The sequence below is a fragment of the Pseudomonas sp. 8 R 14 genome, from assembly GCF_900005955.1.
GTDB classification, from domain to species: domain Bacteria; phylum Pseudomonadota; class Gammaproteobacteria; order Pseudomonadales; family Pseudomonadaceae; genus Aquipseudomonas; species Aquipseudomonas marginalis.
This window is the reverse complement of sequence record NZ_CVTH01000041.1, coordinates 15,569-39,299: the sequence shown is the minus strand read 5'-3', so window position 1 is coordinate 39,299 and position 23,731 is coordinate 15,569. Positions and strand designations below refer to the sequence as shown.

Below are 23,731 nucleotides of genomic sequence, written 5' to 3'. Positions count from 1 at the left end.
ACGAATTGCAGCCCGTCTCTAAAACCTGGCAAATATGCACGCCGACTGGCTTGGGCGCGCAAGAAAGCCTAGAATTCAGCATCGTTTATTCCCAAGGTAGTCCTTCAATGTCCTTCGCTGAGCAACTAACCCGCCTGCAAGCCTTCCTCGACGCCGATGAGCTGCATGACGAGGCGCTGGACTACGTGGCCGCCCACGGCTACCTGACCGCCCTGTCGATCTGCTCCGAGGTCGTTCCCGACCGTGAATGGATCGACGCACTGTTCGCCGAAGAGCCGCACTACGCCGACGCCGCCCAGCGCGAAGAAATCGAATCCACCCTGCTGGCCCTCAAGGCCCACATCTCTCGCCAACTGGCCTCCGATGAAGAGTTCGAGTTGCCGTGCGAGCTGGACCTGGGCGAGGAGCCGGACGACTCCGACCTGCGCGGCTGGTGCATCGGCTTCATGGAAGGTGTGTTCCTGCGTGAAGCCGCCTGGTTCGAAACCGCCGAGGAAGAAGTCAGCGAAATGCTTTTGCCGATCATGGTCGGCTCGGGGCTGTTTGAGGAAGAAGCTGAATTTTCCGACATCGCCGCCGACGCCAACCTGATGGACGACATGATCGTACAGATCCCCGAAGCGCTGACCGCCCTGTACCTGCTGTGCAACGCCCCTGACGAAAAACCGGCGATCCTCAAGCCACGCCACCACTGAGTCGCTTGCCCGTGACACCCATGGGCAATCGCTCGCTGCTCCTGCGCTACGTGCTGCTGGCCATCGGCTGGCTGAGCGTAGCGTTGGGAGTGATCGGTATTTTCCTGCCGGTATTGCCGACCACCCCCTTCCTCCTGCTCGCCGCCGCCTGCTTCGCTCGAAGCTCCCCACGTTTCTACCAGTGGCTGGTGGAACACCCGCGCCTGGGCCCCTGGATTCGTGACTACCTGGACGGCAACGGCATCCCGCTCAAGGGCAAGGTCTACGCCATCGGCCTGATGTGGCTGAGTATCGGTTTTTCCTGCTACCTGGTGCCGTTGCCATGGGCACGTGGCTTCATGTTGACCAGCGCGGTGCTGGTGACAATCTACATCCTGCGCCAGAAAACCTTGCCACCGCGCTGAGCGCCCCCTGCGACATTAGATCCCACACGACCTTGGTCGACACTGACTAACCCCAGGCATCATGCGAGACTGTCCAACCGGGCCTGAAATGCCTGGGTGTTCTCATGCTCGGAGTTACCATGACGCTGTCCAGCGGGCTGATCGCCGCCGTTGCCCTGGCCTATATGGCCATTATGTTTGCCATCGCCTTCTACGGTGACCGCCGCCGTGCGCCGCTGCCGCCGCGCATGCGTGCCTGGGTCTATAGCCTGTCGCTGGCCGTCTACTGCACCAGCTGGACCTTCTTCGGCGCCGTAGGCCAGGCCGCCGAACAGCTGTGGGCGTTCTTACCGATCTACCTGGGACCGGTGCTGTTGCTGGTGTTGGCACCCTGGGTCCTGCAGAAGATGATCCTGATCAGCAAGCAGGAAAACATCACCTCCATCGCCGACTTCATCGCCGCACGCTACGGCAAATCCCAGTCCCTGGCGGTGGTGGTCGCGCTGATCTGCCTGGTGGGCGTGCTGCCTTATATCGCCCTGCAACTCAAAGGCATTGTGCTGGGGGTCAACCTGCTGATTGGCGCAGGTGCCGATACCACCGGCACCCGAGCCCAGGACACGGCGCTGATCGTGTCCCTGGTGCTGGCGCTGTTCACCATTGTGTTCGGTACCCGCAACCTCGACGCCACCGAACACCACCGCGGCATGGTGCTGGCGATTGCGTTTGAATCGTTGGTGAAGCTGTTCGCCTTTCTCGCGGTCGGGGCGTTTGTGACCTACGGCCTGTACGACGGTTTCGGCGACCTGTTCAGCCAGGCGATGCTCGCGCCACGCCTGGAGGAATACTGGAAGGAAACCATCAACTGGCCGTCGATGGTGGTTCAGACCGGCGTCGCCATGATGGCGATCATCTGCTTGCCCCGGCAGTTCCATGTGACGGTCGTGGAGAACATCGACCCCCAGGATCTGCGCCTGGCCAAGTGGGTGTTCCCGGCCTACCTGATCCTCGCCGCGCTGTTTGTCGTGCCGATCGCCTTGGGCGGCAAGATGATGCTGCCCGGCTCGGTGCTGCCGGACTCCTACGTGATCAGCCTGCCCATGGCCGAAGCCCACCCGGCCCTCGCCGTGCTGGCGTTTATCGGCGGTGCGTCGGCGGCCACCGGCATGGTGATCGTGGCGAGCATCGCCTTGTCGACCATGGTCTCCAACGACATGCTGCTGCCCTGGCTGCTGCGCCGTTCCAGCGCCGAGCGGCCGTTCGAAGTGTTCCGCCACTGGATGCTGTCGGTGCGCCGGGTCAGCATCGTGATCATCCTGCTGCTGGCGTATGTCAGCTACCGCCTGCTGGGCTCCACCGCGAGCCTGGCGACCATCGGCCAGATCGCGTTTGCCGCGGTGACTCAACTGGCCCCGGCCATGCTTGGCGCACTGTATTGGAAGCAAGCCAACCGACGCGGTGTATTTGCGGGGCTGGCGGCGGGTACGTTCCTGTGGTTCTACACCTTGGTCCTGCCGGTTACCGCGAAAAGCCTGGGTTGGTCCCTCGCCATTTTCCCGGGGCTGACGTGGATGCATTCGCACCCGCTCGGTTTGTCCGTCACCTCACTGACCCTGGGCACCGTGTTCTCCCTGGCAGGTAACTTCACGCTGTTCGTGTGGGTGTCGATGCTGTCGCGCACACGTGTCTCGGAACACTGGCAAGCCGGGCGCTTTATCGGCCAGGAAATCAGCCAGCGCGCCAATGCCCGCTCGATGCTGTCGGTACAGATCAGCGACCTGCTCAGCCTGGCCGCGCGGTTTGTCGGCGAAGAACGGGCCCAGCAGAGTTTTATCCGCTTCGCCTATCGCCAGGGCAAAGGCTTTAACCCCAACCAGAATGCCGACAACGACTGGATCGCCCACACCGAGCGATTGCTGGCCGGTGTGCTCGGCGCATCCTCGACTCGGGCCGTGGTGAAAGCGGCGATCGAGGGGCGGGAAATGCAGCTCGAGGACGTCGTACGTATCGCCGACGAAGCCTCGGAAGTGCTGCAATTCAATCGCGCATTGCTGCAGGGCGCTATCGAGAACATCACCCAGGGCATCAGTGTGGTGGACCAGTCCCTCAAGCTGGTGGCCTGGAACCGGCGTTACCTGGAGTTGTTCAATTACCCGGACGGGCTGATCAGCGTAGGCCGACCGATTGCCGACATCATCCGCTATAACGCCGAGCGCGGCCTGTGCGGGCCGGGGGAAGCCGAGGTCCACGTGGCGCGCCGCCTGCATTGGATGCGCCAGGGCCGCGCGCATACCTCAGAGCGGCTGTTCCCGAATGGGCGGGTGATCGAGCTGATCGGCAACCCGATGCCCGGCGGCGGCTTCGTCATGAGCTTCACCGACATTACCGCGTTCCGCGAGGCCGAGCAGGCACTCACCGAGGCCAACGAAGGCCTCGAGCAACGGGTGACCGAGCGCACCCACGAACTGTCGCAGCTCAATGTGGCGCTCACCGATGCCAAGGGCGTTGCCGAGTCCGCCAGCCAGTCAAAGACGCGCTTCCTCGCGGCCGTCAGCCATGACCTGATGCAACCGCTGAACGCCGCCCGCCTGTTCTCCGCTGCCCTTTCCCACCAGAACGACGGCCTGTCCAGCGAAGCCCGGCAACTGGTACAGCACCTGGACAGCTCGCTGCGTTCGGCCGAAGACCTGATCAGCGACCTGCTGGATATCTCGCGCCTGGAAAACGGCAAGATCAACCCGCAGCGCCAGCCCTTTGTGCTCAACGAACTGTTCGACACCCTCGGCGCGGAATTCAAGGCCCTGGCCCAGGAACAAGGCCTGCGTTTTCGCCTGCGCGGCAGCCGCTTGCGCGTCGACAGTGACATCAAGTTGCTGCGACGGATCTTGCAGAATTTTCTGACTAACGCTTTCCGGTATGCCGACGGCCCGGTGCTGCTGGGCGTACGTCGGCGCAAGGGCGAGCTGTGCCTGGAAGTCTGGGACCGAGGCCCTGGCATCCCGTTGGATAAACAGAAGGTGATCTTCGAAGAGTTCAAACGCCTGGACAGCCACCAGACCCGCGCCGAGAAAGGCCTGGGCCTGGGTCTGGCGATTGCCGACGGCCTGTGCCGGGTGCTGGGCCATCGCCTGAGCGTGCGCTCATGGCCCGGCAAGGGCAGCGTGTTCAGCGTGCGTGTGCCGCTGGCACGCAACCAGGCCAGTCCGCAGGTCAAGCCTACCCAGGAGAACGGCCTGCCGTTAAGCGGCGCGCAAGTACTCTGCGTGGACAACGAAGAGAGCATCCTGATCGGTATGCGCAGCCTGCTGACACGCTGGGGCTGTGAAGTGTGGACCGCCACCGACCAGGCCCAATGTGCGGCGCTGCTGGAGCAAGGCGTACGCCCGCAACTGGCACTGGTGGATTACCACCTCGACCACGGTGAGACTGGCACCGAGCTCATGGGCTGGCTGCGGGCGCAAATGGCGGAGCCGATTCCCGGCGTGGTCATCAGTGCCGACGGCCGCCCGGAGATGGTGGCAGAGGTGCATGCGGCAGGGTTGGATTACCTCGCCAAACCGGTGAAGCCGGCCGCGCTGCGGGCGTTGCTGAGTCGACACTTACCGCTATAAACCGGATGTACTCAGTCAATATGTGGGAGGGGGCTTGCCCGCTTCCACCTTTCGGATTGTGTTTATTCGGGAAGGTGCGCGACGCCGTCGGCGTCGGTCATCGCCCGCTCCAGCAAATCCGCCGGCAGGCTTTTGCTGGCACGCGCACCGAGCAACCTTAATTGCTCGGTGCGACTGACCAGGTTTCCGCGCCCATCTGTCAGCTTGTTCCGCGCCGCGCTGTAAGCCTTATCCAACTGCTGCAGACGATTGCCCACCTCATCCAGATCCTGGATAAACAGCACGAACTTGTCGTACAGCCACCCGGCGCGTTCGGCGATTTCGCGGGCGTTCTGGCTTTGACGCTCTTGCTTCCAGAGACTGTCGATCACCCGCAGGGTGGCGAGCAGCGTCGTTGGGCTGACGATCACGATATGCCGGTCGAAAGCTTCTTGGAACAGATTCGGTTCGGCCTGCAAGGCCGCGGAAAAAGCGGCTTCGATCGGCACGAACAACAACACGAAATCCAGGCTGTGCAGGCCTTCCAGGCGTTTGTAATCCTTACCGGCCAAGCCTTTGACGTGATTGCGCAGCGACAGTACGTGCTGCTTCAAGGCTGCCTGGCCGATCACCTCATCATCCGCTGCGACATACTGCTGGTACGCGGTCAGGCTGACCTTGGAGTCCACCACCACCTGCTTGTCACCGGGCAGCATGATCAGCACATCCGGTTGGAAGCGCTCACCGTCCGGGCCCTTTAAGCTGACCTGGGTCTGGTACTCGCGGCCCTTCTCCAGGCCGGCGTGTTCCAGCACGCGCTCGAGGATCAACTCACCCCAATTGCCCTGGGTTTTCTGGCCCTTGAGGGCGCGGGTCAGGTTGGTGGCTTCGTCTGACAGACGCAGGTTCAGCTGCTGCAGGCGTTCAAGCTCCTTGGCCAGGGAAAAGCGCTCGCGAGCCTCGTTCTGATAGCTCTCTTCCACGCGTTTTTCGAAGGACTGGATGCGTTCCTTCAAGGGGTCGAGCAACTGGCCCAGGCGCTCCTGGCTGGTCTCGGCAAAGCGCTGCTCGCGCTCATCGAAGATCTTGCCGGCCAGCTCAGCGAACTGCGCACGCAACTCGTCCCGCGAGCCTTGCAGGTCGGCGAGGCGCTGCTGATGGCTTTCCTGCTGCTCGCGCAGTTCGGCGCGCAAGGCGGCCGACAGTGCGTCGAGGCGGCGTAATTCGGTTTCCTTGGCGCTGCGGTCAAGGTTCCAGGCGTGGGCGGCGTCGCGGGCGTTGTCGCGATCGATCTGCAACAGCTCGACCTCGCGGCGCACTGCAGCCAGGTCAGCTTGCTTGGCGGCGTTGGCCTGGCTCAGATCGCTGATTTCATCGCGACTGGCATCCAGTTGAGCGGCGAGGCCCTCCTGGGCCAGTTGCGCAGTGGCCAGGCGCTCTTCGAGCAGTTCCCAGCCAGTGGTCCGCGCGGTCAACCGCCGCTGAATCTGCCAGCACACCGCCAATAAAGGCACTGCGGCGCCAGCCAGGCCCAGGGCAACACTGGTCCAGTCAAAAACCATAGCCATTTCTGCCATCACCGAAAAGGAGCAAGGTTAACCAAGCGTAGAGCGTGAGGACAGCTCAGTCTTCGACCTGACCCAGTTCCCGTTGGGCACGGCGGTCACCGGCACGGGCGGCCAGGCGCAGCAGATCGTGGCCGATGCGGCGGTCGCGGGCGTTGCCGCACTCGCGGCACATCAATTGGCCCAGACGGCTTTGCGCAGCCACTACGCCCTCACGGGCCGGCTGCTTGAGCAAGCGCCCGGCGAAGTGTTTGATGTTGGTGCTATGGCCCAGGCGTGGGCTGTCGAGCAACCACAGGGCGACTTTCAAGGAAAAACGCTTGGGTGCGGTAACAGTCTGGGAGGTATCGGTAACAGAAGGTGATACTAAGCGAAACTTCATAAAGCACTGTGGGACAGAACGGAAGGCGCGCCACTCTACTCTTTTTTTCGCACAGGTAAAGCTGAAAAAACCCGGCACGCCCGTTCTAGAGCAAGCGCTTGGGACAATCCACAGAAGCTGTGGATAACTCAGTGGACAACCAGCCTTTAACTCGCGCAAAGGCCCATGGAACGGGGCCCACAGTCAAACTGACGATTTTTTCACCAATAAAAAAAAGCCAGATTTTTCATTGACTTAAATTTCCATTGCAGGCAAATGGCGGCCCTGTCCAGCGATTGACAGCCAGGTTACACACGCCGCAACTAATGTGCACAAGTACCGATCCGATGGTTATATCCCCGGCTTTTTTTGAAGCGATAGCCTTCAAAAATGTTACCGCCGAGGCAAAACAGGGACTTTTCAAATCTTTGCCAGCTCGCCACACTGCCCGACGGACAACACAACGCTGAGTGGGCCGATGAAAGGAATGCTGTTATTCGCCGTGTTGTTACTGGCCATCTGTGCCATTTCATTAGGGATAAATGTCGTACTGCCATCCCCGGATGGGGCGTTGTTTGCCATCGCCATCCTGCTATCGGCCGCGTTCACCGCCGTGAGCCTGTGCATCGAGCTGGGTGAAGGGCGTATCGATGACATGGGCGATGTGATGAAGATGGTCGAGACCGGCCAATCCTTGCGCCTGACCCTGGCCGCTTATGGGTTGGGTTGTTCCCTGGCCGCCGCCGTCACGGTGCTGGTGTATCGCGGCCTGCTGGGCGGCTGATTGAAGTTTTTTGACTAGCACGCTTCCATTGCCTGTTTCAATCCGTTACTATCCGCAGCGTTAGTACCAAGCTGAAAGTCAATTCTGGTCGAACAACTCCCCTGAACAACACGGGATCGACCACCTCGATGGTTTCCAGGTATCACTTGCGACGACACTGCCTTTGAACAAGCAAAGGGTGCCGCGAAGTTTTAATACTCTGACCGAACCAACCTGCAAATTGATCAGGATCTTCACCCCGGGCCCAGAACCTTTGCCCTTGTTGTGTTGCCTGCCCTCCTAAGTACCTACCTGCCAGCCCAAGCGCGCCTAACTTAATCAGCGCTTCAAACTGGCTGCTTTGTTCCAGTCGGGTTCTTCGTTTGATCAATGGTGATCAACGTTACTGGAACGTTTTAACGTTGCACGGTTCTTATCCGTGTCATTTGTAGGAACACCAATAATATGTCCGCTATCCACACTCAGGATGCCATTCGCACCCTCACCAACGCTTTTGCCCCAATGAACTGCCTGATCATGGCCGCTCGCAAAGGCTGCTTCAGCTTCACCCTGGTCAACGAACACGGCATCGCCCGTCACAGCGAACGCCTGTACCCCGATCAATACTCCAGCGCTGAACCGCTGCAGGCCGTGATCGAGCGTACCCGTCAGGCACTGGTTGCCTGATCGACCCGAGTCGCTGAAACACAAAAAACCCTGTTTAAAACACAGGGTTTTTTATTGCCCGTCATTCTTGCCTGGAGTATTTGCACTAAGTTCAAATCGATATAAACGTTATAACTGGTTGAAGAAGATGTTTTAAAAACAGTCCTTTACCTCATGAATATGACACTACACTTCAACTCAAGCGGCATGATCCGCTTCCGACGAGCCTGAGAGCCGATCCACTGCTGCCAAGCCCCCTTTCTCAGGGCTCGTCGACCCTTTTCACGGATTGAGGCATGTATGGGTATCGCAGCCAGTGAATTGTGTCGCTATGTGATCCGGCCGACCTTGACGTACCTCGGCCAGCAGAGCCCAACGGCTGAGTCACTGCTGCTGGGTATCGCCGCCAGCCAGTCGGAATTGGGTTCTGCCCTGCATGATCGACGCGGCCACGGCCTGTACAGCATCACCGAACCTCGCCATCGCGCCTTGTGGGATAACTACCTGGCGCTCGATCCCGAGCGTGCCAGCCTGGTACGCGGGCTCGCCAGCCAACACGCCTTTCTCAGTGCGCCCCAACTGGAACTCACCGTAAACCTGCGTTATGCCACGGCCATCGCCTGGCTCCTGGTCGAACAACACAGCCCCGCCCTGCCACCACCCGGTGATGTTTTAGCCATGGCGCGTATCTGGAAAGAAATATTTCATCCTCAAGGAAGGCTGCGGGATTTCACCCAGGCCTGGCAAACCTTTGTTTCGCCCTTGAATCACGTGGCCTGCTGACCGGGCAATTTGCAAGATTCGGCAAAAAAGCCGAATTTTGGTCGGATTGTCCTACAAAACCGCTCTATCTCCTGCATTACAGCCTATAGCGCGATGTTAATTTTATTGATACTTTCCGCTGCGGTGATCACCACGGAGTTCTAATAATGAAAAAAGTAATGCTCAAGACCACACTTAGCCTCGCCGTTGCCATGGCATCCTCCCAACTGTTCGCAAGCGGTTTCGCACTGAACGAACAGAGCGTCAGCGGGATGGGTACGGGTTTCGCAGGTCGCTCTTCTTCTGCCGATGATGCAAGCACTGTCTACGGTAACCCGGCCGGTATGTCCCGTCTGAATGGCCAACAAATCACCGGTGGTGTCGCTGCCATTGATGCGTCGACCGATATCAGCAATACCGGTGGCAACTCTCGCGGTTCCAACAAAGGCGACATGGTTCCGTTCACCGCGGTGCCATTCGGTTTCTACACCAACAAACTCAACGATCAGTGGGCTATCGGCTTCGGTGTATACGCACCGTTCGGCCTGGTGACCGACTATGAAAACGGCTTCCAGGGTCGCGGCTTCGGCAGCAAGAGCGAAGTGAAGGTCATGACCTTCCAGCCAACTGTCAGCTATGCGTTCAATGATCGTGTATCCATCGGCTTTGGCCCGACCATCAACCGGATTTCCGGTGTGCTTGAGTCGGACAAGACCCTCAGCCCGCTTGCCTCCGACACCAACGTCAAAATCAAGGGTGACGATACCGCCCTGGGTTTCAACGTCGGCGTATTGGTCCAGGCCACCGACACCACTCGCGTGGGCCTGACCTACCACTCGAAGGTCAAGTACAAGCTGGAAGGCCACACCACGGTCAGCGGCCCAGCGGCCACTCAACCGTTCCTGCGTAACAACCGTTACGACGCTTCGTTGAAAATCGACACCCCAGAGTCCTACGACCTGTCGGTCACCCAAGACCTGACCGACGCCTGGAAACTCTACGGCGGTGCAACCTGGACGCGTTGGAGTCGCCTGAAAGAGATCACCGTCAACAACGAAGGCGTAACAGCTGCAGGCGGCTTACTGGCGCCAAGCCAACTGGGCTCTATCACTGAAGAACAAAATTGGCACGACACCTGGGCCTACGCCGTGGGTACCTCGTATCAGTTGACCAAGCAAGTCGTGCTGCGTACCGGCCTGACCTTCGACCAATCCCCGGCCAACAACACCGATCGTTCGCCGCGCATCCCGACGGGCGACCGTACGATCTTCAGCGTGGGCCTGGGCTACAAAGTCATGGATAACATGACCGTCGACCTGGCGTATTCGTACCTGAAAGAAGAAGACGTCAAGATCAACCAGACGGCTAACGCCCCGTCGACAGCCAGTTACCGCGCCAAGTACGAAAACAGTGCCAACGGTTTCGGCCTGGGCATGACCTACACCTTCTGATCCGCACGGGTGTAAAAAAGCCCCGCTCTCCTGCAAGGGAGGCGGGGCTTTTTAGTGCCCGATAATCAGGGTTTGGACGCTATCGCCTGCTCCACCGTCTTGATCAGGTCGGGGCTGTCCGGCTTGGTCAGGCTGGAGAAATCGGCAATCACCTTGCCCTGGCGGTCCACCACGTACTTGTAGAAGTTCCACTTCGGCGCATTGCTCTGCTGCGCCAATACCTTGAACAGGTGCACCGCGTCCGGCCCCTTGACCTTCTGCGGCTCGGTCATGGTGAAGGTCACGCCGTAGTTCACGTAGCAGACCTTGGCGGTTTCTTCGCCGGTCTTGGCTTCCTGCTTGAAGTCATCGGATGGCACGCCGATCACCTCCAACCCTTCATCCTTGTAGCGCTGATACAGCGCTTCGAGGCCTTTGAATTGCGGCGCGAACCCGCAAAAGCTCGCCGTGTTGACGATCACCAGGGGCTTGCCGGCAAAACGTTGGCACAGGTCGATGGATTCCTTGGCGCGCAACTTGGGCAATTGACCCTCCAGCAACGGCGGGCAATCGGCAGCCAACGCCACGCCGCCAAAAGCAGCCATCAGCACGGGTACAGCCAGCCAGCGCATCTGCATGTCGAAACGTCCTTTAAAGAGTTCAGGCACCGAACTTAACAGATCGACATACCCAGTTGCATCAACGCCAGGCCACCGCGCTGCCAGCCCCACCAGGCCAGGGCCAGCAACAGTGCGGCCGCGATTGCCCCGCCAAACCAATACCAGGTCGAACTCATGCCGTCTCCATCTGCGCCTGCAATCGCGCCACCGGCCGCTCACGCACCGGCCAGTTAAGGGCTGCGGCGAGCACGCTCAACAGGATTGCCACTTGCCAGATCAAATCGTAGTTACCGGTTCGATCATAGACCACCCCGCCCAACCAACCGCCAAGGAACGAGCCGAGCTGGTGGAAAAGGAACACGATCCCACCGAGCATGGACAGGTTTCGCACCCCGAACAATGTGGCGACCGTGCCGTTGGTCAGCGGTACCGTGGACAGCCACAAAAAGCCCATGGCCATGCCGAACAGGTAGGCCGTGACTTCGGTCACCGGTGCCCACAGGAACAGGATGATCACCACCGCGCGCAGCAGGTACAACCCGGTCAACAGGCGCGGCTTGGACATGCGCCCGCCAAGCCAGCCGGCGGTATAGGTGCCGAAGATATTGAACAACCCAATCAACGCCAACACCGTGGTGCCGACCGTGGCCGGCAAGTGCTGGTCCACCAGGTAGGCCGGCAGGTGCACACCAATAAACACCACCTGGAAACCGCAGACGAAAAAGCCGAAGGCCAGCAGCCAGAACCCGGAGTGGGAGCAGGCTTCCTTCAAGGCTTCACCCAGGGTCTGCTGGCCGGCCATGACCGGCAGCGGGCGATCCTTGAGCATGCTCACCAGCGGCAGGATCAGCGCCACCATCAGGCCCAGCGCCAGCAACGCGGCCGACCAGCCCAGCCAACTGATCAAGCCCAAGGTGCCCGGCACCATGGCGAACTGGCCAAACGAACCGGCGGCACTGGCAATGCCCATGGCCATGCTGCGCTTTTCCGGCGCCACGGCGCGGCCGACCACGCCCAGAATCACCGAAAACGATGTACCCGACAGGCCAATCCCGATCAGCAGGCCGGCACTCAAGGACAATGACCACGCCGAATCCGACAGGCCCATCAACACCAGGCCTGCGGCGTACAACACCCCGCCGACAAACACCGCCCTGGTGGCGCCGAACCGGTCGGCCAGGGCACCGGTAAAGGGCTGCGCCAGGCCCCAGATCAGGTTCTGCAAGGCGATGGCAAAGGCAAAGGTCTCACGGCCCCAGCCGAATTCGCTGCTCATCGGCGCCAGGAACAGGCCGAACCCGTGCCGCACGCCCAAGGACAACGCCAGGATCAGCGCACTCCCTACAAGGATCCAACCACTGGTGCGCCACATCGACGTCATTTCTTATTCTCCGTTCGCGGGTATATACCCGCTTGTATTCGAACAAACCCGCGTTCAGGCGAGTTCATCCAGCAAGGCCAACAGGGTTTCGCGTTTTTCCGCGCCGAGTTGATCGATCAATTTCTGTTGCGCTGCCTCCCAGGCGGGTAACGCTGCCGCCAGGCGCTCTTCACCGGCGGCGGTCAACAGCACCAGGCGGTTGCGCAGGTCATCGCCCTCCACCATCCGCACCAGGCCCTCACCTTCCAACACCCGCAGGTTGCGCCCCAAGGTGCTGCGATCCAGGCCCATGGCGTCGGCCAGGCTGGAAATGCTCGGTTGATCGAGGCGCTGCAGGTTGCACAGCAAGGAATACTGGGCGACGTTGATCCCGAAGCCGTCGAGGGCGCCGTCGTAGTGCCTGCTGACGCCACGGGCGGCACGTCGCAGGTTGGTGCATAAACATTGGGAGGCAAGCATGGAACGTGTATATACCCGCGATTAAGGAAATGCAAGAAAGTGTTACAACGCCAAACCGACCAGAACAGCCACTTCCAGCAGCTCCAGCAGCGCGCCAGCGGTATCGCCGGTGGTGCCGCCGAGGCGATTGACCATCAGTTGGCGCAGGCCGATAAAACACACGGCCGCGAGCAGCACGGCAACCCCACCGCTGAAACCACCGATCAGGATGCAGGCCAGGCCACTGAGGATCAGCACCTGTTGCCCGACGACGCGCGGTAGATGATCCGACAACGCCTGGCCCAACCCACCCGCTCGCACATAGCGCGTGGTGAGAAACAACCCCAGCATCGACGCGCGGCCGATCAACGGCGCGAGAATCAACGCCACACCGTTGCGCTGTTCGATCAAAGCCACCAGCGCGGTGAACTTGAGCAGCAACACCAGGCCCAGGGTGACCACCGCAATCGGCCCGCTGCGCGGGTCTTTCATGATGCTGAGGGTGCGCTCGCGGTCGCCGAAGCCACCCAGCCAGGCATCGGCGCTGTCCGCCAGGCCGTCGAGGTGCAAGCCGCCACTGAGCAACACCCAGGCCGTCAGCAGCAGCGCGGCGTGCAACAACAGCGGTGATCCGATCAACAGCGTATTGAGCCCCCACAGCAGCACGCCGAACAGCAACCCGACCACAGGATAAAACAGCAACGAGCGCCCCAGTTCCTGCGGTTGCGGCATACCCGGCAGGCGAATCGGCAAACTGCTCAGGAACTGCACGGCGATCCAGAACGGCAGCATGCTCAGATTCCTTCCTTCAACACGCCATCGGCGCCGACCTGCAGGTTGAACAACCCACCATGAGCGACTTCGACATTCAGCAACTGCTCACGGGGCAGCCCCCGAGCGTGGGCCAACAGCAAACGCATCACCCCGCCGTGGCTGATCAACAGCACACGCTCACCGGCATACGCCTTATGCAGGCGCAGGACGGCGCCCAAAACCCGCAGGGAAAACGCGCTGACCGGTTCGCCCTGGGGCGGCGTGAAGCTATAGGGATCGGCCCAGAACCGGCCCAGGCCTTCGGCGTCGGTCTCCATCAGCGCTGCCGCACTTTGCCCTTCCCAGGCACCGAAGTGCAGTTCCTGCAGGTCCTTTTCCAGACTCACCGGCACATTCAGCCGCGCGCCCAGTTCATCCGCGAACCGCGCGCAGCGTTGCAGCGGCGAGCTGATCAGCCGATCCCAGGGCCCCTGTGCCACCACAGCGGCGCGCATCTGTTCCCAGCCCTTGGCGGTCAATGCATCGTCCAGGCTGCCGCGCAGGCCACCCCCCAGTTCGGTTTCGCCATGGCGCAACAGGTCCAGGTGCAAAGTCATGCCGGACGGTCTGCCACGGCCGCTTCGGCAAACGTCGCCATCTGCCCGTGCAGCGCACAGGCCAGGCGCAGCAATGGCACCGCCAACGCCGCGCCACTGCCCTCGCCCAGGCGCAGGCCGAGTTCCAGCAACGGTTGTGCATCGAGGCTCTGCAAGACATGGCGATGGCCAGGCTCGGCGCCGCGGTGGCCGAACAGCAGCCATTCGCGGCACGCCGGGTTCAAGCGCGTGGCGACCAGTGCCGCGACGGTGCAGATAAACCCATCCACCAGCACCACGATGCCTTCCTGGGCGCAGGCCAGATAAGCGCCCACCAGGGCAGCGATTTCAAAGCCACCGAGATTGCACAGGGTGTGCAGCGCATCCCCACGCTGCGCCGCATGCACGGCCAGCGCGCGTTCGATCACCGCCACCTTGTGACTGACGCCTTGGGCATTCAACCCGGTGCCCGGGCCTGTCAGCTCGGTCACCTGGCAATCGAGCAAGGCGCAGGCCAGCGCACTGGCGGCGGTGGTGTTGCCAATGCCCATCTCGCCGCCGATAAACAACTGCGCACCGCTTTCACGGGCGCGCAGCACACTGTCGCGACCCGCCTGCAATGCCAATCGGCCCTGGGCACCGGTCATTGCCGGGCCCTTGACGAAATTGGCGGTGCCCGCACCGATATTCAGGTGACGCACGCCATGCAGGCTCAGCGAAGGGGTCACCGTACCGAGGTCGACCACTTCCAACTGCGCATCCAGTTGCCGCGCCAATACACTGATGGCCGCGCCACCGGTGACAAAGTTATGCAGCATCTGCCCGGTCACTTCCTGGGGAAATGCCGATACACCCTCGGCAACCACACCATGGTCACCGGCAAAGATGGCAATCCACAGCCGGTCCACCGACGGTTTAACCTGGCCCTGCAAGCCGGCCAATTGCACCGCCAGCGCTTCCAGCTGGCCCAGGGAACCGGCCGGCTTGGTCAATTGCTGCTGGCGCGCCAGGGCTTGTTCGTACGCCGAGGCGTCAATGGCCTTACAAGGGTTGAGCCACCAGGTGTCAGTCATAACGCAGTACCTTTCAACGTCAGGGGCAGGCCGGCAACCGTCAGGACAACACGCTGACAGCGCTCGGCCAAGGCTTGATGCAGCCAACCGGCTTCATCCACATAGCGGCGAGTCAATTCGCCCAGCGGCACGACACCCAGACCGGTCTCGTTGCTGACAAAAATAATTTCACCCGGCAGCACGGCCAGGCTTTCCAGCAATTGATCGCGCTCGAACGCCAGGCGCTGCGCGTCTTCGAGCATCAGCAGATTGGTCAGCCACAGGGTCAGGCAATCCACCAACAGGCAACGACCGGGCGCAGCGTTTTCGCGTAGCACACGCGCCAGCTCGACAGGTTCTTCGATCAAACCCCAGTGATCAGGGCGACGCTCGCGATGCAAGGCAACGCGGGCATTCATCTCGCCGTCAAGCGGCTGGCTGGTGGCGATATAAATGACGGAAAAACCACACTCTGCAGCAAGCTTTTCAGCAAGGCGGCTTTTGCCGGAGCGGGCGCCGCCTAAAATCAGTTGAAGCATGAGCCCCCCCCTCCCCACCCACCACTCCACGATGCGAAGCGAGTCGTTTTTGATCCTGCTTTTGATCTGAAGTCGCCCCGTAAACCACGCTGGCCGAACGCAGGTTTGAATCCGTGGGTAACCCGGCAGGACGCCGGGTTAGCCGCACTGGGCCAGGGATGGCCCATTGCGGCGGCCCACGGATTCAAGCCTGCGTTCGGGCACACCGAGCCCAAGCGAGGTGCCGAGTGGTGGGGCGAAGGCCTTTTGCTTACTTTTGGCTGGGCCGGCTTCCGGCCTTTCCAAAAGTGAGCCGCTGTAAGAGCGGAACCATAAGTGGCCGTTACCGCAGGAATGGATATGTACTCGGTATACCTGAACAATTCAGCACCTGATACACCGCTATCGGGGGCAAGTCGAATTGTCGCACCGCCCCTCCCACATTTGAACCGTGTGTACACCCTTAAACCCCACACAGCTTGCGCAATAAATCGGTGTCCAGATGGTTCTCCACCAGATCCGCCAACCGTTCGATATCACGCTCGCGAAGGGCGTGATAATCCACCTCCTGCACATCCTGCAACCCAGCCCAACGCAGCAACGCACTGCAAGCCGCCGGGGTCTCGAACAAGCCGTGCAGATACGTGCCGAGAATCTGCCCGTCAGCACTTTGCGCGCCATCACGGCGACCGTCCTCCAACAGCACGGCGGCGTTCGCCAGGGCCGCGCCGCACGTCACGCCGGCATGGATCTCATAGCCACTGACCTCGGCGTCCTCCAGCAACAAACGCCCGCGAACATTACGCAGTTGCTTCTCTTCTTCCAGGGTGGTGCTGAACGCCAGCAGCCCCAGGCCGTCGCTGGAGCCGGCCGGCCCTTCCAGGCCCAACGGGTCGTGCACCTGCTCACCGAGCATCTGCAAGCCGCCGCAAATCCCCAGCACCTTGCCGCCGTAGCGCAAGTGCCGCGCCACGGCGGTGTCCCAGCCATGGGCACGCAGGTACGCGAGGTCGCTGCGCACGCTTTTCGAGCCCGGCAGGATGACCAGGTCGGCGGCCGGAATCGGCTGGCCCGGCCCGATGAACTGCAAGTCCACCTGGGGATGCAGGCGCAGCGGATCGAAATCCGTATGGTTGCTGATGCGCGGCAACACCGGCACCACCACCTTGAGCACCTGCGCCGCCTTGTCGATCTGGCGTTGGTCGATACCGTCCTCGGCTTCCAGGTGCAGGTCCATCACGTAGGGCAATACGCCCACCACCGGTTTGCCGGTGCGTGCCTGCAACCAATCCAGGCCGGGTTGCAGCAGTGCGATGTCGCCGCGAAAGCGGTTGATGATGAAGCCCTTGACCCGCGCCTGTTCGCTGGGAGAGAGCAATTCCAGGGTGCCGACCAGATGGGCGAACACCCCGCCGCGATTGATGTCGGCAATCAGCAGCACCGGGCAGTCGACGGCCTCGGCGAAGCCCATATTGGCAATGTCGTTGGCGCGCAGGTTGATCTCCGCCGGGGAGCCTGCGCCTTCCACCATCACCACCGGGTAGGCTTCGCTCAACCGCGCGTGGGAAGCCAGCACCGCCTGCATCGCGATGGCTTTGTAGTCGTGATAGGCCACCGCGTTCATGCTGGTCACGGCGCGGCCATGGATGATCACCTGGGAGCCGGTGTCGCTGTTGGGCTTGAGCAGCACCGGGTTCATGTCGGTATGGGGCGCCAGGTTGGCCGCCTGGGCCTGCACCGCCTGGGCACGACCGATCTCGCCGCCCTCGGCCGTCACCGCACTGTTGAGCGCCATGTTCTGCGGTTTGAACGGCACCACGGCAATGCCCTGGCGTACCAGCCAACGGCACAACGCGGTCACCAGGGTACTTTTGCCGGCATCGGAGGTGGTGCCTTGCACCATCAGCGTACTCATGAGGCGTCCTTGTAGGCAGCCAGCGCTTCGTCGAGACGCGACCAATCGGCCTCGGTGTCGGGCAGGCCAAACCGCACGCTGCTGTTGTGCACAAACAGGCGCAGCAAGATGCCGCGCTGGGCCATGAATTCGTGCATGCGCTCGGCGTGCGGGGTGATCAACCATTGGAACAACGCGCAGCCGCCCTGGGGTTGAAAGCCACGACGCTCGAGCAGTTCAAACAAACGCTGGCCGGCCTCGATGCAGCGTGCCCGCTGCCGTGCATGACCGGCAGTATCGCGCAGGCACACTTGGCCCAGTACCCGCGTCGGCCCGCTGACAGCCCAGGGCCCAACCTGTTCGGCCAGCAACTTGAGCAGCCTGCGCTCGGCCAGCACAAAGCCCAGGCGCACCCCGGCCAGGCCGAAAAACTTGCCGAACGAACGCAGCACAATCAGGCCGACCTGATGGGCCTGGCTCGCCAGGCTCAACTGCGGGGTGACATCCATGAACGCTTCGTCCACCACCAGCCAGCCGCCGCGCTGGGCCAGCCTTGTGTGCCAGTCCAGCAGGCGTTGCGGGGCCAGGCTCAGTCCGGTGGGGTTATTGGGATTGACCACCACCAGCACGTCGAGGACGTCGAGGAAGAAGTCGACTTCCTGCTCCTGCACTTCACGCACCACGTAGCCGGCACGCCGCCAGGCCTCGGCATGTTCGGCGTAGCACGGCGACAGCACGCCGACCTTGCCGGCACGGCGCAGGCGCGGCAGCAACTGAATCGCCGCCTGGGAGCCGGGCACCGGCAGCAGATGCGCGGCGCCGTAATACTCGCTGGCCGCCTGTTCCAGGCCGTCGTCGGACTCCGGCAAGCGCGCCCAGGCCCGCAGCGGAATCTCCGGGATCGGCCATGGCCAGGGTGCGAGGCCGCTAGACAGGTCCAGCCAATCGGCCTCGGCAATCCCGTACTGAATCGCTGCCTTGCGCAGCCGGCCACCGTGCTCAAGCATAAAATTGCCCCCCCACGCAGAGAATCAGCAACCACAACCATACGCCGCGCTGCACCAGTTGCCAGCCGCGGTCGATAGAGTCGGCATCCGCCGCCGGGCCTTCGCCCAGTGGCGGACGCTGGTGCACCTCGCCGTGGTAAATCGCGGCGCCACCCAGCTCAACGCCCAACGCGCCAGCGCCGGATGCCATCACCGGCCCGGCATTGGGGCTGTCCCAGGTCGGCCCCTGGGTGCGCCAGCATTTGAGGGCCAGGCGGGTTTTGCCCAGCACGGCGTAGGTCAAGGCCACCAGGCGTGCAGGCACATAGTTGAGTACATCGTCGATCTTGGCCGCGGCCCAACCGAAACGCTCGAAGCGTTCGTTGCGATAGCCCCACATCGCGTCGAGCGTATTGCTCAGGCGGTAGAGCACCACGCCCGGTACGCCGGCGACGACAAACCAGAACAACGCGGCAAACACCGCATCGCTGCCGTTTTCCAGCACCGATTCGGTGGCGGCACGGGCGACTTCGGTGCGATCCAGTTCACTGGTCTGGCGGCTGACCAGGTAGCTCACCCGTGTGCGGGCCGCGTCGAGGTCATCGCTGCGCAGGGCCTGGGCCACCGGGATCACATGCTCGCCGAGGCTGCGCATGCCGAGGGCGCAGTACAACGCGAGGATCTCCAGGACCCAGCCGATATACGGCGCCCACGACAACGCGGTGGCCAGCAGGGTCAATGGCACCACGGCGATAACCCACGCGGTCACGCCATGGCTGCGCCAGCCCCGGCCACCGCTGTTGAAACGCTGCTCGATGCGCCCGGCAAAATTGCCGAACGCCACCAGCGGATGCCAGCGCCTGGGCTCGCCCAGCAGCGCATCCAGCGCCACTGCTGCGACACACAGCAAGGCCACACTCATTGACTCACTCCCCACGCATTTTCATACACCATGTCACTCAACGGCCGAGGCTCGGTCCAGCCTTCGAGCTGCAACATCGGTGCCGGGTAAAACTCCGTCACCGGCCCCAGGCACAAGACCGCCAGGGGTTTCGCACCGGGCGGCAGGCGCAGCAGGTCGGCCAGGGCCTGGGGTTCGAACAGCGAGACCCAGCCCATGCCCAACCCCTCGACCCGCGCGGCCAGCCACAGGTTCTGGATCGCACAGGACAGCGACGCCAGGTCCATCTCCGGCAAGGTGCGCCGCCCGAAGATGTGGCGCTCGCGATCATCCATCAACGCCGCCACCAGCACTTCGGCGCAGTCGTGAATGCCTTCGACCTTGAGCTTCATGAACGCATCGGAGCGCTCGCCCAACGCCTCGGCGGTGCGCACGCGTTCTTCTTCCACCACCTGTTGAATCCGGCTGCGCAACGCGCGGTCGCTGATGCGGATAAACCGCCAGGGCTGCATCAGGCCGACACTGGGCGCCTGGTGCGCGGCCTGGAGCAGGCGATGCAGCAATTCGGGCGCGACACTGCCGCCGCTGAAGTGGCGCATGTCGCGGCGTTCGGCGATGGCGCGGTAGACGGCGTCGCGGTCGGCCTGGGGGAAAGCGTTGTCGGTCATGGCCCTATCGGGGGCAAGCCCCCTCCCACAGTGGATGGGGTTTCAGCTCGGTCCGGGACAAACAACGCGGCTACCGCCGTCGGATTCGACGGGAAATAGAAGTGCACGTAAGAGGCCGTCATCCGCCCCTGCCGGAACACCGCTTCGGCACCGCGCCCACCGTTCGGGCTCAGGCCACGGGCAATCGGCTGGCACTCGGTGCTGGTCAGGGAATGGTGGTACGTGTGCCCGCGCAGCACGCCTTCCGGCAGTTCGACACTTTGCAGGGCCAGGGCCGCGAGTTTCTTTTGCATCACCGCATCGCCTTGCAGCAGGCCGACCAGTTCGGCGCGGGTGCCGTCGACATCGGTGAGCGAGTCCAGCAGGTAGAGCATGCCGCCACACTCGGCGAGCAAGGGTTTGCCGGCGGCATGATGGTTACGAATGGCGTCAAGCATCGGCGTGTTTTGCGACAGCGCCTGGTGGTGCAATTCCGGGTAACCGCCGGGCAAATACAGGCTGTCAGCCTCGGGCAGCTGGCGATCATGGATCGGCGAGAAGAAGTGCAACTCGGCCCCCATCGCCCGCAGCAGGTCGAGGCTGGCGCCATAGGTGAAGGCGAAGGCTTCGTCACGGGCCACCGCAATGCGCACACCGGCCAGCAATGGTTCGGCCATGATCACTTCCGGCGCGGCGAAGGTCACCGGTGGCGGCAATGCGACTTCGCAGCTGCTGCCCAGGGCCTGGGCGGCGGCGTCCAGGCGCACGTCGAGGTCATTCAGCTCGCTGGCCTGCACCAGGCCCAAATGGCGGCTGGGCAGTTCGATCCCGGTTTCGCGGGACAGGGCGCCATACCAGCGCAAGCCTTCGGTGAGGCTGCCTTCCAGCAACTGCGCATGGCGCAGGGTGCCGACGCGGTTGGCCAGCACCCCGGCAAACGGCAGGTCCGGCTGATAGCGCGCCAGGCCCAGGGCCAGGGCGCCAAACGTCTGGGCCATGGCGGTGCCGTCGATCACACCGAGCACCGGCACGCCGAAATGCCGCGCCAGGTCGGCGCTGGACGGTGTGCCATCGAACAGGCCCATCACGCCTTCGATCAGGATCAGGTCGGCCTCACCCGCCGCTTCCCACAGCAGGCGGCGACTTTCCTGCTCGCCCACCATCCACATGTCCAATTGATACACCGGCGCACCGCTGGCGCGTTCGTGGATCATCGGGTCCAGGAAATCCGGGCCGCATTTGAACACGCGTACCCTGCGCCCCAGGTTGCGGTGCAAACGGGCCAGCGCGGCGGTGACGGTGGTTTTGCCCTGGCCGGACGCCGGTGCAGCGATCAGGACGGCCGGGCAGTGACGGGGCTGATTCAAAGTTCGACGCCCTTCTGTGCCTTGATCCCGGCCTGGAACGCGTGCTTGAGCATGCCCATTTCGGTGACGGTATCGCCCATTTCGATCAATTCAGGCTTGGCGCCACGGCCGGTGACGACCACGTGCTGCATCGGCGGACGCGCTTGCAGGTCGCTGAGGACCTGGTCCAAGTCGAGGTAACCATGCTTGAGGGCGATGTTCAGCTCATCCAGCACCACCAGGCCGATGCGCGGGTCTTGCAGCAGTTCGCGAGACACGGCCCAGGCGGCTTCGGCGGCAGCGATATCGCGCTGGCGGTCCTGGGTCTCCCAGGTGAAGCCTTCGCCCATCACGTGGAAACGCACTTGCTCGGGGAAGCGACGGAAGAACAACTCCTCACCGGTGCTGTTGCGCCCCTTGATGAACTGCACCACACCGCACTGCATGCCGTGGCCCATGGCGCGCGCGAGCATGCCGAATGCCGAGCTGCTCTTGCCTTTGCCGTTGCCGGTCAGCACCAGCAGCAAGCCGCACTCATTGGGGGAATTGGCGATGCGCTCGTCGATCACGGCTTTTTTGCGCAGCATGCGCGCCAGGTGGCGTTCGTCGCGGTCGGGGGTATCGGTCATGGCAGCTCTCCATTGGGGCTGGACAAAAACGGCAGGCAGGAAAAAACAGACAGCCAAGCATCGCCCACCGTGATGCTGTTGGATGATCCAGGCCGGTCTCCGGGCTCATGAGTGGTGCGCTGGCTCATCGACAGAGCGAACACGCCGACGGCGCGCCTTCCCATATCGCGGGCGATACAGTGGCAAAAGGCACCGTCTTGACTCATTTACCGTTGCGGGGGCAGCGCCGGAATCGCGGCAGCACTGTGTACAAGTGCGCTCGCTCACCGGCTTCCCTGTTTCACTCGGTCGACCCATGGGTCACAGAGCACCTGGAACAAGCCGCGAAGGTTAGTGGGTTGGGGGTGGAGCGTCAATTAAAGCTGGCCTTGCACTTGAACCATCGCACCAGCGCCCTCCTCTACCCTTACAGGTATCAAGGAGAACACCATGCATAAAACCAGACTCGCCCTACTCATCATGCTCGCCGGCACCCTCGCCGCCTGCGGTGAAAGCTCCACCCTGCAGGTGTCCGACGGCACCGGGCCGTCGCCGCAGCTACCCGAGCCGAACAAAACCCTGATTCCCACGGTGAACATTGCCCCGGCTATCGGCTGGCCGGAGGGCGTGAAGCCAACGGCGGCGGCCGGCACCCAAGTGGCGGCGTTCGCCGAAGGCCTGGACCACCCGCGCTGGCTGTATGTATTGCCCAACGGCGATGTGCTGGTGGCAGAAACCAATGCGCCGCCCAAACCGGATGATTCCAAGGGCATTCGCGGCTGGGTCATGGAGAAGGTCATGGGCCGCGCCGGTGCCGGGGTGCCGAGCCCCAATCGCATTACCCTGCTGCGCGACGCCGATCACGATGGGGTTGCCGAGACCCGTACGGTGTTCCTGGAAAACCTCAACTCGCCCTTCGGTATGACACTGGTCGGCAATGACCTGTACGTCGCCGATTCGGACAAGCTGCTGCGTTTTCCCTATCAAGCGGGCGAAACCGCGATCAAGGCACCTGGCACCAAGGTGGTCGACCTGCCGGGCGGGCCCCTGAATCACCACTGGACCAAGAACGTGATCGCCAGCAAGGACGGCAGCAAGCTGTACGTGAGCGTCGGCTCCAACAGCAACGTCGGTGAGAACGGTCTTGAGGCGGAACAGGGCCGGGCGGCTATCTGGGAAGTGGATCGCGCCAGCGGCCAGCAGCGCATCTTCGCTTCCGGCCTGCGTAACCCTAACGGCATGGCCTGGGAACCCCAGAGCGGCAAGCTATGGACAGCGGTAAACGAGCGCGACGAGATCGGCAGCGACCTGGTGCCCGACTACATCACCTCGGTCAAGGATGGCGGGTTCTATGGCTGGCCCTTCAGCTATTACGGCCAGCATGTGGATGTACGCGTCACGCCGCAGAACCTGGACCTGGTGGCCAAGGCAATCGTGCCGGACTATGCGGTAGGGCCGCACACCGCGTCTTTGGGACTGACGTTCGCCGAGGGCAGCAAACTCCCGGCGCCGTTCAGCAACGGCGCGTTCATCGGCCAGCATGGCTCATGGAACCGCAAGCCCCACAGTGGCTACAAGGTGATCTTCGTGCCGTTCGAGGCAGGCCAGCCTAAAGGGCAGCCAGTGGACGTGCTGACCGGGTTTCTCGATAAAGATGAGAACGCCATGGGCCGGCCGGTGGGCGTGGTGATCGATCAGCAAGGGGATTTGCTGGTGGCGGATGATGTGGGGAATAAGGTGTGGCGGGTGTCGGCCACTAGGTAGCGAAGCCGCAAG

General features: G+C 62.4%; 24 protein-coding genes and 1 riboswitch. Of the genes, 8 read left to right on the top strand and 16 right to left on the bottom strand.

Annotation, left to right across the window (positions count from 1 at the left end):
- The first annotated feature begins 107 nt into the window (after positions 1 to 107).
- From BFQ01_RS08575 to BFQ01_RS08565, 3 genes are all read left to right on the top strand, one after another.
- Complete coding sequence (locus BFQ01_RS08575) at positions 108 to 695, top strand: UPF0149 family protein (protein WP_027603822.1); 588 nt, start codon at positions 108 to 110, stop codon at positions 693 to 695.
- 20 nt (positions 696 to 715) lie between these two features.
- The gene (locus BFQ01_RS08570; RefSeq protein WP_027603821.1) at positions 716 to 1,099 is read left to right on the top strand and encodes a YbaN family protein; all 384 of its coding nucleotides are present in this window, start codon (positions 716 to 718) and stop codon (positions 1,097 to 1,099) included.
- Positions 1,100 to 1,218: 119 nt separating this feature from the next.
- Positions 1,219 to 4,689 carry a hybrid sensor histidine kinase/response regulator gene (locus BFQ01_RS08565; protein ID WP_065924935.1) on the top strand — a complete coding sequence of 1,157 codons (3,471 nt, stop codon included), beginning with the start codon at positions 1,219 to 1,221 and terminating at the stop codon, positions 4,687 to 4,689.
- Positions 4,690 to 4,751: 62 nt separating this feature from the next.
- Here the strand turns inward: BFQ01_RS08565 and rmuC are convergent, their stop codons facing one another.
- Together rmuC and BFQ01_RS08555 are read right to left on the bottom strand one after the other, a co-directional pair.
- A complete protein-coding gene (gene rmuC / locus BFQ01_RS08560; RefSeq protein WP_174562748.1) occupies positions 4,752 to 6,116 on the bottom strand; it encodes a DNA recombination protein RmuC in 1,365 nt (454 codons plus the stop codon).
- A gap of 175 nt (positions 6,117 to 6,291) precedes the next feature.
- Positions 6,292 to 6,615, bottom strand: coding sequence for a hypothetical protein (locus BFQ01_RS08555; protein WP_065924934.1), 324 nt, complete (start codon positions 6,613 to 6,615; stop codon positions 6,292 to 6,294).
- Between the two features lie 457 nt (positions 6,616 to 7,072).
- On the opposite strand from BFQ01_RS08555, the gene BFQ01_RS08550 reads away from it, so the two are divergent.
- The 4 genes from BFQ01_RS08550 (at position 7,073) to BFQ01_RS08535 (ending at position 10,236) form a co-directional block, all read left to right on the top strand.
- Entirely contained in the window at positions 7,073 to 7,378 is a 306-nt protein-coding gene (locus BFQ01_RS08550; RefSeq protein WP_065924933.1) for a hypothetical protein, read from the top strand.
- Between the two features lie 444 nt (positions 7,379 to 7,822).
- The gene (locus tag BFQ01_RS08545; RefSeq protein WP_010563939.1) at positions 7,823 to 8,044 is read left to right on the top strand and encodes a hypothetical protein; all 222 of its coding nucleotides are present in this window, start codon (positions 7,823 to 7,825) and stop codon (positions 8,042 to 8,044) included.
- Positions 8,045 to 8,323: 279 nt separating this feature from the next.
- Positions 8,324 to 8,806 carry a hypothetical protein gene (locus BFQ01_RS08540; RefSeq protein WP_065924932.1) on the top strand — a complete coding sequence of 161 codons (483 nt, stop codon included), beginning with the start codon at positions 8,324 to 8,326 and terminating at the stop codon, positions 8,804 to 8,806.
- 146 nt (positions 8,807 to 8,952) lie between these two features.
- A complete protein-coding gene (locus BFQ01_RS08535) occupies positions 8,953 to 10,236 on the top strand; it encodes an OmpP1/FadL family transporter (protein ID WP_065924931.1) in 1,284 nt (427 codons plus the stop codon).
- A gap of 65 nt (positions 10,237 to 10,301) precedes the next feature.
- On the opposite strand, the gene BFQ01_RS08530 is transcribed toward BFQ01_RS08535, so the two are convergent.
- The 14 genes from BFQ01_RS08530 to cobO all read right to left on the bottom strand — a co-directional run bounded on the left by BFQ01_RS08530 (position 10,302) and on the right by cobO (position 21,976).
- Complete coding sequence (locus BFQ01_RS08530; protein WP_065924930.1) at positions 10,302 to 10,853, bottom strand: glutathione peroxidase; 552 nt, start codon at positions 10,851 to 10,853, stop codon at positions 10,302 to 10,304.
- 35 nt (positions 10,854 to 10,888) lie between these two features.
- Positions 10,889 to 11,011, bottom strand: a complete 123-nt coding sequence (locus BFQ01_RS32830; RefSeq protein ID WP_256097712.1) for a hypothetical protein — start codon at positions 11,009 to 11,011, stop codon at positions 10,889 to 10,891.
- Complete coding sequence (locus BFQ01_RS08525; RefSeq protein WP_162494272.1) at positions 11,008 to 12,207, bottom strand: MFS transporter; 1,200 nt, start codon at positions 12,205 to 12,207, stop codon at positions 11,008 to 11,010. Before BFQ01_RS08525 ends, BFQ01_RS32830 begins: the two co-directional genes overlap by 4 nt.
- Before the next feature lie 63 nt (positions 12,208 to 12,270).
- Positions 12,271 to 12,675 carry a MarR family winged helix-turn-helix transcriptional regulator gene (locus tag BFQ01_RS08520; protein WP_027603812.1) on the bottom strand — a complete coding sequence of 135 codons (405 nt, stop codon included), beginning with the start codon at positions 12,673 to 12,675 and terminating at the stop codon, positions 12,271 to 12,273.
- Between the two features lie 42 nt (positions 12,676 to 12,717).
- A complete protein-coding gene (locus BFQ01_RS08515; RefSeq protein ID WP_065924928.1) occupies positions 12,718 to 13,446 on the bottom strand; it encodes an adenosylcobinamide-GDP ribazoletransferase in 729 nt (242 codons plus the stop codon).
- A 2-nt stretch (positions 13,447 to 13,448) separates the two neighbouring features.
- A complete protein-coding gene (cobC, locus tag BFQ01_RS08510; RefSeq protein WP_065924927.1) occupies positions 13,449 to 14,024 on the bottom strand; it encodes an alpha-ribazole phosphatase family protein in 576 nt (191 codons plus the stop codon).
- Positions 14,021 to 15,076 carry a nicotinate-nucleotide--dimethylbenzimidazole phosphoribosyltransferase gene (gene cobT, locus BFQ01_RS08505; RefSeq protein WP_065924926.1) on the bottom strand — a complete coding sequence of 352 codons (1,056 nt, stop codon included), beginning with the start codon at positions 15,074 to 15,076 and terminating at the stop codon, positions 14,021 to 14,023. The genes cobC and cobT overlap by 4 nt, the downstream gene beginning before the upstream one ends.
- Positions 15,073 to 15,594, bottom strand: coding sequence for a bifunctional adenosylcobinamide kinase/adenosylcobinamide-phosphate guanylyltransferase (gene cobU / locus BFQ01_RS08500; RefSeq protein ID WP_065924925.1), 522 nt, complete (start codon positions 15,592 to 15,594; stop codon positions 15,073 to 15,075). Before cobU ends, cobT begins: the two co-directional genes overlap by 4 nt.
- Before the next feature lie 442 nt (positions 15,595 to 16,036).
- Complete coding sequence (locus BFQ01_RS08495; protein WP_065924924.1) at positions 16,037 to 17,488, bottom strand: cobyric acid synthase; 1,452 nt, start codon at positions 17,486 to 17,488, stop codon at positions 16,037 to 16,039.
- Positions 17,485 to 18,474 (bottom strand): threonine-phosphate decarboxylase CobD, encoded by a 990-nt coding sequence (gene cobD, locus BFQ01_RS08490; protein WP_065924923.1) that lies wholly within the window; start codon positions 18,472 to 18,474, stop codon positions 17,485 to 17,487. Before cobD ends, BFQ01_RS08495 begins: the two co-directional genes overlap by 4 nt.
- Positions 18,467 to 19,375, bottom strand: a complete 909-nt coding sequence (cbiB, locus tag BFQ01_RS08485; protein WP_065924922.1) for an adenosylcobinamide-phosphate synthase CbiB — start codon at positions 19,373 to 19,375, stop codon at positions 18,467 to 18,469. Before cbiB ends, cobD begins: the two co-directional genes overlap by 8 nt.
- Positions 19,372 to 20,022, bottom strand: coding sequence for a 5,6-dimethylbenzimidazole synthase (gene bluB / locus BFQ01_RS08480; RefSeq protein WP_065924921.1), 651 nt, complete (start codon positions 20,020 to 20,022; stop codon positions 19,372 to 19,374). Before bluB ends, cbiB begins: the two co-directional genes overlap by 4 nt.
- The gene (locus BFQ01_RS08475) at positions 20,019 to 21,368 is read right to left on the bottom strand and encodes a cobyrinate a,c-diamide synthase (RefSeq protein WP_065924920.1); all 1,350 of its coding nucleotides are present in this window, start codon (positions 21,366 to 21,368) and stop codon (positions 20,019 to 20,021) included. The genes bluB and BFQ01_RS08475 overlap by 4 nt, the downstream gene beginning before the upstream one ends.
- Positions 21,365 to 21,976, bottom strand: coding sequence for a cob(I)yrinic acid a,c-diamide adenosyltransferase (cobO, locus tag BFQ01_RS08470; protein WP_065924919.1), 612 nt, complete (start codon positions 21,974 to 21,976; stop codon positions 21,365 to 21,367). The genes BFQ01_RS08475 and cobO overlap by 4 nt, the downstream gene beginning before the upstream one ends.
- 72 nt (positions 21,977 to 22,048) lie before the next feature.
- A riboswitch (cobalamin riboswitch) is annotated at positions 22,049 to 22,306 on the bottom strand.
- A 99-nt stretch (positions 22,307 to 22,405) separates the two neighbouring features.
- Here cobO and BFQ01_RS08465 point away from each other — a divergent pair.
- Positions 22,406 to 23,719, top strand: a complete 1,314-nt coding sequence (locus BFQ01_RS08465) for a PQQ-dependent sugar dehydrogenase (RefSeq protein ID WP_065924918.1) — start codon at positions 22,406 to 22,408, stop codon at positions 23,717 to 23,719.
- Positions 23,720 to 23,731: the final 12 nt, after the last annotated feature.

Bases quoted from the DNA above. Each gene is read 5' to 3' on its own strand.
- BFQ01_RS08520 (WP_027603812.1), bottom strand. From the start codon at position 12,675: ATGCTTGCCTCCCAATGTTTATGCACCAACCTGCGACGTGCCGCCCGT.
- BFQ01_RS32830 (WP_256097712.1), bottom strand. From the start codon at position 11,011: ATGAGTTCGACCTGGTATTGGTTTGGCGGGGCAATCGCGGCCGCACTG.
- BFQ01_RS08540 (WP_065924932.1), top strand. From the start codon at position 8,324: ATGGGTATCGCAGCCAGTGAATTGTGTCGCTATGTGATCCGGCCGACC.
- cobD (WP_065924923.1), bottom strand. From the start codon at position 18,474: ATGCTTGAGCACGGTGGCCGGCTGCGCAAGGCAGCGATTCAGTACGGG.
- BFQ01_RS08545 (WP_010563939.1), top strand. From the start codon at position 7,823: ATGTCCGCTATCCACACTCAGGATGCCATTCGCACCCTCACCAACGCT.
- cobU (WP_065924925.1), bottom strand. From the start codon at position 15,594: ATGCTTCAACTGATTTTAGGCGGCGCCCGCTCCGGCAAAAGCCGCCTT.
- cobO (WP_065924919.1), bottom strand. From the start codon at position 21,976: ATGACCGATACCCCCGACCGCGACGAACGCCACCTGGCGCGCATGCTG.
- BFQ01_RS08465 (WP_065924918.1), top strand. From the start codon at position 22,406: ATGCATAAAACCAGACTCGCCCTACTCATCATGCTCGCCGGCACCCTC.
- BFQ01_RS08550 (WP_065924933.1), top strand. From the start codon at position 7,073: ATGAAAGGAATGCTGTTATTCGCCGTGTTGTTACTGGCCATCTGTGCC.
- cbiB (WP_065924922.1), bottom strand. From the start codon at position 19,375: ATGAGTGTGGCCTTGCTGTGTGTCGCAGCAGTGGCGCTGGATGCGCTG.
- BFQ01_RS08535 (WP_065924931.1), top strand. From the start codon at position 8,953: ATGAAAAAAGTAATGCTCAAGACCACACTTAGCCTCGCCGTTGCCATG.
- bluB (WP_065924921.1), bottom strand. From the start codon at position 20,022: ATGACCGACAACGCTTTCCCCCAGGCCGACCGCGACGCCGTCTACCGC.
- BFQ01_RS08495 (WP_065924924.1), bottom strand. From the start codon at position 17,488: ATGAGTACGCTGATGGTGCAAGGCACCACCTCCGATGCCGGCAAAAGT.
- BFQ01_RS08515 (WP_065924928.1), bottom strand. From the start codon at position 13,446: ATGCTGCCGTTCTGGATCGCCGTGCAGTTCCTGAGCAGTTTGCCGATT.
- BFQ01_RS08530 (WP_065924930.1), bottom strand. From the start codon at position 10,853: ATGCAGATGCGCTGGCTGGCTGTACCCGTGCTGATGGCTGCTTTTGGC.
- cobC (WP_065924927.1), bottom strand. From the start codon at position 14,024: ATGACTTTGCACCTGGACCTGTTGCGCCATGGCGAAACCGAACTGGGG.
- BFQ01_RS08570 (WP_027603821.1), top strand. From the start codon at position 716: ATGGGCAATCGCTCGCTGCTCCTGCGCTACGTGCTGCTGGCCATCGGC.
- BFQ01_RS08575 (WP_027603822.1), top strand. From the start codon at position 108: ATGTCCTTCGCTGAGCAACTAACCCGCCTGCAAGCCTTCCTCGACGCC.
- BFQ01_RS08525 (WP_162494272.1), bottom strand. From the start codon at position 12,207: ATGTGGCGCACCAGTGGTTGGATCCTTGTAGGGAGTGCGCTGATCCTG.
- BFQ01_RS08555 (WP_065924934.1), bottom strand. From the start codon at position 6,615: ATGAAGTTTCGCTTAGTATCACCTTCTGTTACCGATACCTCCCAGACT.
- cobT (WP_065924926.1), bottom strand. From the start codon at position 15,076: ATGACTGACACCTGGTGGCTCAACCCTTGTAAGGCCATTGACGCCTCG.
- BFQ01_RS08565 (WP_065924935.1), top strand. From the start codon at position 1,219: ATGACGCTGTCCAGCGGGCTGATCGCCGCCGTTGCCCTGGCCTATATG.